Annotated in this window: 11 protein-coding genes; 8 read left to right on the top strand and 3 right to left on the bottom strand. The window is 70.1% G+C overall.

The window, feature by feature from the left end; translation table 11 throughout:
- The 3 genes from O3Q52_RS41370 to O3Q52_RS41380 form a co-directional block, all read left to right on the top strand.
- Positions 1–1,303 (top strand): peptidase C39 family protein (locus tag O3Q52_RS41370; protein ID WP_269653710.1); only part of this gene is annotated, 1,303 nt, incomplete at its 5' end.
- A 188-nt stretch (positions 1,304–1,491) separates the two neighbouring features.
- Positions 1,492–1,638, top strand: coding sequence for an SCO1431 family membrane protein (locus O3Q52_RS41375; RefSeq protein ID WP_189839832.1), 147 nt, complete (start codon positions 1,492–1,494; stop codon positions 1,636–1,638).
- A gap of 87 nt (positions 1,639–1,725) precedes the next feature.
- Positions 1,726–2,385: a TetR/AcrR family transcriptional regulator gene (locus O3Q52_RS41380; RefSeq protein WP_269653711.1), complete on the top strand. Its 660-nt coding sequence runs from the start codon at positions 1,726–1,728 to the stop codon at positions 2,383–2,385.
- 65 nt (positions 2,386–2,450) lie between these two features.
- On the opposite strand, the gene O3Q52_RS41385 is transcribed toward O3Q52_RS41380, so the two are convergent.
- Entirely contained in the window at positions 2,451–3,698 is a 1,248-nt protein-coding gene (locus tag O3Q52_RS41385; protein WP_269653712.1) for a glycoside hydrolase family 18 protein, read from the bottom strand.
- Positions 3,699–4,021: 323 nt separating this feature from the next.
- Here O3Q52_RS41385 and O3Q52_RS41390 point away from each other — a divergent pair, with 323 nt between their 5' ends.
- Entirely contained in the window at positions 4,022–5,197 is a 1,176-nt protein-coding gene (locus O3Q52_RS41390; RefSeq protein ID WP_269653713.1) for an acyl-CoA dehydrogenase family protein, read from the top strand.
- Here the strand turns inward: O3Q52_RS41390 and O3Q52_RS41395 are convergent.
- Positions 5,160–5,381, bottom strand: coding sequence for a hypothetical protein (locus O3Q52_RS41395; RefSeq protein WP_269653719.1), 222 nt, complete (start codon positions 5,379–5,381; stop codon positions 5,160–5,162). The two genes, O3Q52_RS41390 and O3Q52_RS41395, sit on opposite strands and share 38 nt — an antisense overlap.
- Positions 5,382–5,715: 334 nt before the next feature.
- Here O3Q52_RS41395 and O3Q52_RS41400 point away from each other — a divergent pair, with 334 nt between their 5' ends.
- Both O3Q52_RS41400 and O3Q52_RS41405 read left to right on the top strand, forming a co-directional pair.
- Positions 5,716–6,840, top strand: coding sequence for a hypothetical protein (locus O3Q52_RS41400; protein ID WP_269653714.1), 1,125 nt, complete (start codon positions 5,716–5,718; stop codon positions 6,838–6,840).
- 30 nt (positions 6,841–6,870) lie between these two features.
- The gene (locus tag O3Q52_RS41405; RefSeq protein ID WP_269653715.1) at positions 6,871–7,965 is read left to right on the top strand and encodes a phosphotransferase family protein; all 1,095 of its coding nucleotides are present in this window, start codon (positions 6,871–6,873) and stop codon (positions 7,963–7,965) included.
- A gap of 33 nt (positions 7,966–7,998) precedes the next feature.
- On the opposite strand, the gene O3Q52_RS41410 is transcribed toward O3Q52_RS41405, so the two are convergent.
- Complete coding sequence (locus tag O3Q52_RS41410; protein WP_269653716.1) at positions 7,999–8,427, bottom strand: hypothetical protein; 429 nt, start codon at positions 8,425–8,427, stop codon at positions 7,999–8,001.
- 264 nt (positions 8,428–8,691) lie between these two features.
- On the opposite strand from O3Q52_RS41410, the gene O3Q52_RS41415 reads away from it, so the two are divergent.
- Positions 8,692–9,132: an Lrp/AsnC family transcriptional regulator gene (locus O3Q52_RS41415; protein ID WP_269653717.1), complete on the top strand. Its 441-nt coding sequence runs from the start codon at positions 8,692–8,694 to the stop codon at positions 9,130–9,132.
- Between the two features lie 61 nt (positions 9,133–9,193).
- On the top strand, positions 9,194–9,607 hold a 414-nt coding region (locus O3Q52_RS41420), incomplete at its 3' end, for an amidohydrolase family protein (RefSeq protein ID WP_269653718.1).

Genomic DNA, 9,607 nt, shown 5'->3' on the forward strand with positions numbered 1-9,607 from the left:
GGCGGCGGCCGCCGCCGGCTCGGGGGCCGGCCCCGCGAGAACCCGGACCGCCGCCCCGTCGAAAGCCCCGTCGCGCCTTGTGGGCAACCATTCCTGGACCTCGTACACCGACTGGCGCGGTGGTACCGCGGAAGGGACCCGTGCCGTGCCGGGGGTCCGCCCGGGCCTGGCGATCGAGACGCCCAAGGGCCGGACCGACTACAAGGACCCGCACACCGGCACGACCGCCACCTGGGAGTACGCGCGCTGGACCTCGCCCGTCCACCGCCTCGCCGTTCCCGCGACCGAGGTCATCCCGTCCTGGAACGCGAGGACCCCGGCGGGCACCTGGCTGCAGGTCGAGCTGTCGGGCACGTACTCCGACGGCACGGCCACGCCCTGGTACGTGATGGGCCGCTGGGCGGCCGGGGACCAGGACATCCGGCGGACCTCGGTGGACGACCAGAGCGACGGCAGGAGCAGTATCTGGACGGACACCTTCTCCGTCGACGACGCGGCCTCCGGGCTGCGCCTGGTGTCGTACCGGCTCCGGCTGACCCTGTACCGCAAGCCCGGGACCACGGCCACGCCGACCGTGTGGCGGCTCGGCGCGATGGGCTCCGACGTCCCGGACCGCTTCACCGTCCCGGCCTCGACGCCCGCTCTCGCGCGAGAGCTCACGGTGCCGCGTTACTCGCAGGAGATCCACGCCGGCCAGTACCCCGAGTACGACAACGGCGGCGAGGCCTGGTGCAGCCCCACCTCCTCCCAGATGATCATCGAGTACTGGGGTCGGAAGCCCACTGCGGCGGACCTGGCCTGGGTCAAGCCCGAGTACGCGGACCCGCAGGTGTGTCACGCCGCGCGGTTCACCTTCGACTTCCAGTACAACGGCTGCGGGAACTGGCCCTTCAACGCCGCGTACGCCGCGACGTACAAGGACCTCCAGGGCGTGGTGACCCGGCTCGGCTCGCTCGCCGACCTGGAGACGCTGATCGCCGCCGGAATTCCGGCCATAACGTCCCAGTCGTTCCTCAAGACCGAACTGACGGGAGCGGGGTACGGCACCGCGGGCCATCTGATGGCGGTCATAGGGTTCACCGCGGACGGCGACGTGATCGCCAACGACCCGGCCTCGCCGGACAACAACGCGGTTCGGCGCGTCTACAAGCGGCGCGAGTGGGAGAACATCTGGCTCCGTACCAAGAGGTACAACGCCGCCGGGAAAGTCGTCTCCGGTACCGGCGGGGTCTGCTACGTCTACTTCCCGGCCCGTCCCACGGCCCGCCAGCGGACGGCACTGGCGGCGGTGGGCATTCGCTGAGAGGCGGCTGAGCGACGGCTGCGTGACGCGACTGCTGTGACGAGATTGATGCGACGGGGCTGCTGTGGCGGGTGCCACAGCAGCCCCTCGCGCGTGACCAAGCTCTCTCCCGCAAAAGCCCGATCCGGTGGCAAGGTGGACAGAACGGTGGGGGGAGTCCACTGCAAGACCGACGTGAGCGAGCTGCCATGACCACGACCTCAGCCACCGCCGGACGTGTCCGTGCCCGTACCGGAGGCCCCAAGGACGACGGCCCGAAGATCCTCGAGCACGTCGTGGGCTGGACGTTCGTGGTGGTGCTCGCGATGTTGGTGACGCAGCTCGGCCTCGTCTGATCGCGGTCGAAGAGAGTCGAACAGGCTGGTGGTGCCGCTCTGCCATACTGCGGGGATCCCGCTCGCAGTTGGAGACCAGGTCCGGAATTGAGTAACCGTCAGCAGAGTGATGCCGACCGCCCCGGAGCGCGCGGCACAGACCGTTCCTTAGCGCGCCGCGCCGAACTCATCGCCATCGGGCGGAAGTTGTTCGCCGACACGTCCTACGACGCACTGTCGATGGACGACATCGCGAAACAGGCGCAGGTGGCCAAGGGATTGATCTACTACTACTTCAAGTCCAAGCGCGGCTACTACCTGGCGATCGTCCAGGACTCGGTGGCCGAGCTGATCTCCCGGGCGGGAAGCGGCCTCGAACTGCCCCCGGCGGAGCGGGTCCACCGCACCATCGACGGCTATCTGCGCTACGCCGAGAACAACCACGCCGCGTACCGCACCATCATCAGCGGGGGCGTCGGCTTCGACGCCGAGGTGCACGCCATCCGGGAGGGCGTGCGGGAGGCCATCGTCGAGACGATCGCCGAAGGGGCGTACGGGCGGCGGGAGATCGGCCCGCTGCCACGGATGGCGCTGCTCGGCTGGCTGTGCAGTGTCGAGGGGGCCACCCTCGACTGGATCCACCACTACGGCCTTCCGCGCGACCTCATGCGCGAGCTGCTGGTGAAGATGCTCGGCGGCACCATGCGCGCCATCGAGGAGCTGGACGCCTCCTATCCGGCCCCGCAGGTCGCACGCCGGGACGCATGACACGAGTGGAGGGCGGGGCCCGCCGACCGGCCCCCGCCCTCCACTGAAATGGCCTGCCGCCGAGGCTAGTTGATCGCCTTGATCAGCTCGCCGTTCGACGTGTCACCGCTCAGCTCCCAGAAGAACGTGCCGCCCAGGCCCTGCGCGTTCTTGTAGTTCATCTTCCCGGCGATGGTCGACGGGGTGTCGTAACTCCACCAGTTGTTCCCGCACTTGGCGTACGCCGTGCCGCCGACCGTGCCGGTCGCCGGGCACTTCGTCTTGAGCACCTTGTAGTCGTCGATGCCCTGCTCGTACGTGCCCGCCGCCGGGCCGGTGGCGGTACCGCCGGGCGTCGCCTGGGTGACACCGGTCCAGCCGCGGCCGTAGAAGCCGATGCCGAGCAGCAGCTTCGAGGCCGGGACGCCCATGCCCTTGAGCTTGGCGATGGTCGCCGAGGTGTGGAACTCCGCCTTCGGGATCCCCGAGTAGGAGTTCAGCGCCGAGTGCGGAGCCGTGGGACCGGTCGCGTCCCAGGCACCGAAGAAGTCGTACGTCATCGGGTTGTACCAGTTGACGTACTGGGCGGCGCCCGCGTAGTCCGCCGCGTCGAGCTTGCCGCCGGTCGTGGCGTCGGCCGGGATCGCCGAGGTGACCAGCGCGGAGCCGCCGAACTTGGCGCGCACCGCCGACATCAGGTTCTTGTACGCGGCCCGCCCGCTGGTGTCACAGGTGGCGCCGCACGCGTTCGGGTACTCCCAGTCGATGTCGATCCCGTCGAAGACGTCCGCCCACTTCGAGTTCTCGACCAGGTCGTAGCAGGACTGGGCGAAGGCAGCCGGGTTCCTGGCCGCCTCGGTGAAGCCCGCCGACCAGGTCCAGCCGCCGAAGGACCACAGGACCTTGAGGTTCGGGTGCTTCTTCTTCAGCTCGCGCAGCTGGTTGAAGTTGCCGCGCAGCGGCTGGTCCCAGCTGTCCGCGACGCCGTCGACCGACTCGGCCGCGGTGTGCGTCCGCTCGGTCGCCGCGTAGTTGTCGCCCATCGCGCACTTGCCGCCGGTGACGTTGCCGAAGGCGTAGTTGATGTGCGTCAGTCTGGCCGCGGAGCCGGATGTCTCGACGTTCTTGACCAGGTACTTCCGGTCGTAGGTGCCCCATTCGGTGAAGTAGCCGACGACCTTGGATCCGGCGGCCTTCGGCGCTGCGGCCTGTTCGGCGGGGGCGGCCGCGGTGGCCGTACCCGCGCCTGCGAGCAGCCCCGCGCCGAGAACGGCGCAACACGCGGCGGAGATGAGCGCCCTGAAACGGACGCGGGGGCGGAGCGAGCTGAACATCGTGTCTCCTCGTGGGGGAGAGGGGAACGGGTGCCATTTGGCATGAACGCGGTGAAGCGTTGGAGTGAAACAGTAGGAGGACTAGACCAGTACGGTCAATGGTTCGGACCAATTTGGCACAGGAGTCCTTTACTCTTGAGTAAGCGGTCGTTAACTGGTGACTCCATGCCTCCGATCGGGCATACTCACAGCGCACAGCCGCTGATCAGCCGCTTCCGTGACCCGGAGGCGCCGAGCATCGACAGTGCCCAGTAAGACCAGGCGGGGCAGCCCCACCCAGGTGTGCGTTCGCCGAAGTGCCCGACAGGGAGGAGAGCGTCGCCATGCCCGACCGCGCCCCGCAGCCGGTGGACCGTCAACTGCCCACGGACGAGGCCCGGGATCTGATCTCGCTCGTCCGCGACATCGCGCAGCGCGAGATCGCCCCGAAGGCGGCCGAGGAGGAGGACGCCGGGCACTTCCCGCGCGAAGTCCTCACGCTGCTCTCGGAGTCGGGGCTCCTCGGCCTCCCGTACGACTCCGAGTACGGCGGCGGAGACCAGCCGTACGAGGTCTATCTCCAGGTCCTCGAAGAGCTGGCCGCCGCCCGCCTCACCGTCGGCCTCGGCGTCAGTGTGCACACGCTCGCCTGCCACGCCCTCGCCAACTACGGCACCAAGGAACAGCAGGTCGAGCATCTCCCGGACATGCTCGGCGGCGGCCTTCTGGGCGCCTACTGCCTCTCGGAGCCGTCCTCCGGCTCGGACGCCGCGTCGCTGCGTACGAAAGCCGTGCGGGACGATGGGGGAGACTGGGTGATCACGGGAACCAAGGCCTGGATCACGCACGGCGGGGTCGCCGACTTCTACACGGTGCTCGCGCGCACCGGCGGCGAGGGCGCGCGGGGCATCACGGCGTTCCTGGTGCCCGGCGACGCCGAGGGGCTGAGTGCCGCGGTGCCCGAGAAGAAGATGGGCATGAAGGGCTCACCCACCGCCCAGGTCCACTTCGACGGGGTGCGGATCCCGGACGACCGGCGCATCGGCGACGAGGGCCAGGGCTTCGCGATCGCCCTGTCCGCGCTCGACTCGGGGCGGCTCGGCATCGCGGCCTGCGCGATCGGTGTGGCCCAGGCCGCGCTCGACGAGGCCGTCGCGTACGCCACCGGACGGCAGCAGTTCGGCCGCCCGATCGCGGACTTCCAGGGCCTGCGCTTCATGCTCGCGGACATGGCGACCCAGATCGAGGCCGGCCGGGCGCTCTACCTCGCCGCGGCCCGGCTGCGCGACGCGGGGCGGCCGTTCGCCAAGCAGGCGGCCATGGCGAAGCTGCACTGCACCGACACCGCGATGAAGGTCACCACGGACGCGGTCCAGGTGCTCGGCGGGTACGGCTACACCGCGGACTTCCCCGCGGAGCGCTTCATGCGCGAGGCCAAGGTGCTGCAGATCGTCGAGGGCACCAATCAGATCCAGCGGATGGTCATTGCCCGTCACCTCGCGGGTCCCGAGTCGCGCTGAACCTTCCGTACCCGTACATCGCCGAGGGTGCCGCGAGCCGGGCCCACTCCGGGTCCTGGCGGCCCGGCAGGGTCCGGCCCCGGTCGGCCCAGGTGCGGATCAGGGCACGGTAGATGGGGGGATCCAGGGGCTGATGTTGCGCGTGGGACCCCTGTGGTGCCTGAGATCCTTGCGTCCACTGAATTCCCTGGGTTCCCTGCGTCCATTGGGTCTCCTGTGGTCCCAGTGATCCCTGGGGAACCGATTCTGCCGACGCGGGGAAGAGGATCCGGCGGCGGCGCTCCGCCTCTGCGTATGTGGAGGTCATACCGAGACCAACGGGTCCACATGCGGACAGGACACCGGTGCGGGGATTCGCCAGTGAGTTCGTGGTGCCCCCTTGTTCCGGGCGCCGCCGGTCCCCACGAGGGGCGCGCCGGACTCTGGCCCCCTGCGGTCTTCTGACGTACCGTCAACTCCGCCGCCGGGGGCCGCACCTCCGGGCGACGTCACGCGCCGTACGCCCCGGGAGGCAGCCGATGCCCGACGACCGCCCCGTAGCCCTCGACGAGTACCCCGTGCACCAGGTCCCCCTCTCGATGAAGCACGTGGCGACGGGGGACCGGAACGCCTACGACCGGTGCATCTTCCAGGTCTTCGACCACCAGGGGCGGGCACTGCTCATCCTGGGGCTGGGGGTGTACCCGAACGTCGGCGTGATCGACGCGTACGCGACCCTGCGCACCGGCGACACCCTGCACGCCGTACGCGCCTCCGACGCGCTGGACGACGACACCCGGATGACGATGGCGGTCGGTCCTCTGCGGATCCTGGTCGAGCGCCCCCTGAAGGACTTCGTCCTGAGCTGCGCGGCCGACCCCGAGGACCCTGACGGGCTGTCGTACGAGATCAACTGGTCGGCGGACTTCCCCGCGCTGTGGGAGCCGCATCACGTCCAACGCCGGGGCGCCCGGCTCACGTTGGAGGGCCGGCGCTTCGTGCAGGCGGGCCGGTGCGAGGGCTGGATCCGGGTCGCGGGGGAGGAGATACGGCTGTCGGGCGACGGCTGGACCGGTACCCGTGACCGCAGTTGGGGCACGCGCCCCCTGCCCGGTGAGGAGGGCGGCCGGCTCGCCGAGGAGCACCGGACCGAGGGCTTCCACTGGCTCTGGTGTCCCGTCCGCTTCGAGGACCGCTTCCTGATGGTCGTCACCCAGGAGGACGCCGACGGCTACCGGACCCTGAACGACGCGACGCTCGTACGGAACGGGGAACGCGACCGCCAATTCGGCTGGCCCCAGACCGAGATCACCTACCGGAGCGGAACCCGGCACCCGGAGCGCGCGACCGTCCACCTCGGCGACTTCCGCAAACCGTCGGAACTCGGCGTCGAGATCCTGACCTCCTCCCCGCTCGCCGTCGGGGCCGGCTATCCGCCCGCCGACGACTGGCAGCACGGCACCTGGCGGGGCCGCGGCTGGACCGACCGCCGTACGTACGACCTTTCGGACCCGGCCGCGCTCGGGCTCGCCGCGTACGGCGTGACCGACCATGCCGCCCGCTTCACGCTCGACGGGCAGGTGGGGCACGGGATCTTCGAGCACGGCTCGTTCGGCCGGCACGACCCGAGCGGGTTCACCGGCTTCGACTCGGTCGCGCCGTAGGGAAGTTGACGCGAGGAAGGGAGCGGAACGATGGCAACGGCACCCCGTCCGCGTACGACCACACGTGACCCGGAGGAACTCGCGCAGCGGCTGACCGCCTGGCTCGCCGCACGACTGCCCGGCGCCAAGGCGGTCGACGTCCGCGTCCCCGCCTCCAACGGACTGTCCAGCGAGACCCTGCTCTTCGACATCGAGCACCCCGAACCCCCGGTGCGCGCCTGCGCGTTGAGGCTCGCGGCGGACCCGGCGGCGTACACCGTCTTCCCGGTCTACGACCTGCCGCGCCAGTACCGCACCATGCGACTGGTGGCGGACCGCACGGACGTGCCCGTACCGCGGGTGCAGTGGCTGGAGGAGGACCCGGGGCCCCTCGGGGCGCCCTTCTTCGTCATGGAGCGCGTGGAGGGCCGTGTTCCGCCGGACGTCATGCCCTACACGTACGAGGGCAACTGGCTGCACGCGGCAAGTGACGCCGAACGGGAGAGACTTGAGCACGCCTCGGTCGGACTCCTCGCCCGGCTGCACGACCAGGTCCCGTTGCGTGAGGCGGGCTTCCTCGCCTCGCCGGGGGACGGCAGCCCGTTGCGACGTCACGTCGAGGCCCAACGCGCCTGCTACGAATGGGTGATTGACGGTCTGTCGCGGTCACCCCTGATCGAGGACGCCTTCGACCGGCTCGACGCGCTCTGGCCGCGCGACGAGGGCGAGACGGTCCTCAGCTGGGGTGACGCACGCATCGGAAACGTCATCTACGACGGCTTCGAACCCGCTGCCGTCCTCGACTGGGAGATGGCGGCACTGGCCCCGCGCGAGGTCGACCTCGGCTGGATGATCTACCTGCACCGCTTCTTCCAGGACCTCACCCTGAGCTTCGGCCAGCCCGGACTGCCCGGCTTCCTGCGCCGGGACCGCGTTGAGCTGCGCTACGCCGAACTCACCGCCCACACACCGCGGGACATGGAATTCCACATCCTGTACGCCGCCCTGCGGCACGCCGTCGTCATGCTGCGCGTCGCCTACCGGCAGGTGCACTTCGGTGAGGCCGCAGTCCCGGCGGATCCGGACACACTGATCCTGCACCACGACAGCCTGCGAGCCATGGTGCAGGGCAGTTACTGGAACTGAGGACCGCTCAGGCGGAAACCGGCCGGGTGGTGCTCAGGCGGCCTGGTCGCGCATCACCGGCACCCGCATGGGGCGCGAGCCGGGGCCGCCCACGTGCGAGAAGGGCTGCGTACGCCAGTCGAGACCCTGAGGGAGCGTCAACAGCAGGGCTGTGTCCTGCTCCTGAGCCTCCATCGTCTCGTCGGCGGGCCGGGTCTCGGCCGCCGTGCGGCCCGTACCGGCGCAGACCGTGAGCCCGAACGGGTTCCACGGCGACGCGCACAGCGCGTGCTCCGGCAGGATCTCCTCGTCCGCGAGGAGCGCGATGGGCTGTGCGCAGTCCGGGCAGATCACCCGGTACATCTCGAAGGTGTCGTACGCGTCGAACTCCTCGGCGTCAGGTTCGACGCCCTCCGGCTCGGGCTCTACGACGGGCTGCTGCCGCTTGGGCGCGGTGCGACCAGGGCGCTTCAGACTCTGCATGGGCTACTCCCCCTCGGGTGGGCCGACAAGGCACTGCGACCTCGACCACAGCAAGCACTTCCCGCCCCGTCTCTGCGGTAATCACGAGAACATCACGGAACCGACCGCCGCGATGTGGCGTTCGTCACATGCCGCGTGCAGGTGCCCGACCCGGTGGTTTTGTCCCCCGGGTGTCTCGTCCGCTTCTTCAGGCCACATCACAAACCGGGTATGACCTGCGCCGCAGAGTACCCGAGGGGATCAAGGGCATGTAGGTTCTCCGCCATGGAGGAGCTGGACCGCCACATCGTGCAGCTGCTCGTCGAAGACGGGCGGATGAGCTACACCGACCTGGGCAAGGCCACGGGCCTGTCCACGTCGGCCGTGCACCAGCGGGTGCGTCGGCTTGAGCAGCGCGGCGTCATCCGCGGCTATGCCGCGTTCGTCGACCCGGAGGCCGTCGGGCTGCCGATCACGGCCTTCATCTCGGTGAAACCGTTCGACCCCAGCGCCCCCGACGACATCGCCGAACGGCTGGCCGACGTCCCGGAGCTGGAGGCCTGCCACAGCGTCGCCGGCGACGAGAACTACATCCTCAAGGTCCGCGTCTCGACACCGCACGAGCTGGAGGAGCTCCTCGCGCGCGTGCGCACGCTGGCGGGCGTATCGACACGTACGACGGTGGTTCTCTCCACGCCGTACGAGGCCCGGCCGCCGAAGATCTGAACCCCCGTGTGTGGGGACCCCCGTGCGCGGAGCGCGTGCCCCGAGGGGCGAGACTGTTCCCATGAGTGAGAGCACCGCCCACCCCCGGCAGAACCGAGCACCGTCAGGGGTGCGGGGAACTGCGCGACCAGCCACAGCAGACCCGCAGTTGCCGGACGACAGTTCCCGCGGGGCGCGCACCGTGCTGCTGCGCGGCGGGGAGGTCCACAGCCCCGCCGACCCGTTCGCCACCGCGATGGTCGTGGAACGCGGGCAGGTCGCCTGGGTCGGCTCCGAGGGCGCGGCCGACGCGTTCGCGGACGGCGTCGACGAGGTGGTGGATCTCGAAGGGGCGCTCGTCACCCCGGCGTTCACCGACGCGCATGTGCACACCACGGCCACCGGACTCGCCCTCACCGGCCTCGACCTCTCCGCCGCCCGCACCCTCACCGAGGCGATGGCCCTCGTAAGGGAGTTCGCAGCCGCCCGCCCCGCC

Source organism: Streptomyces sp. ActVer (genome assembly GCF_027270795.1).
Classification (GTDB): domain Bacteria; phylum Actinomycetota; class Actinomycetes; order Streptomycetales; family Streptomycetaceae; genus Streptomyces; species Streptomyces umbrinus_A.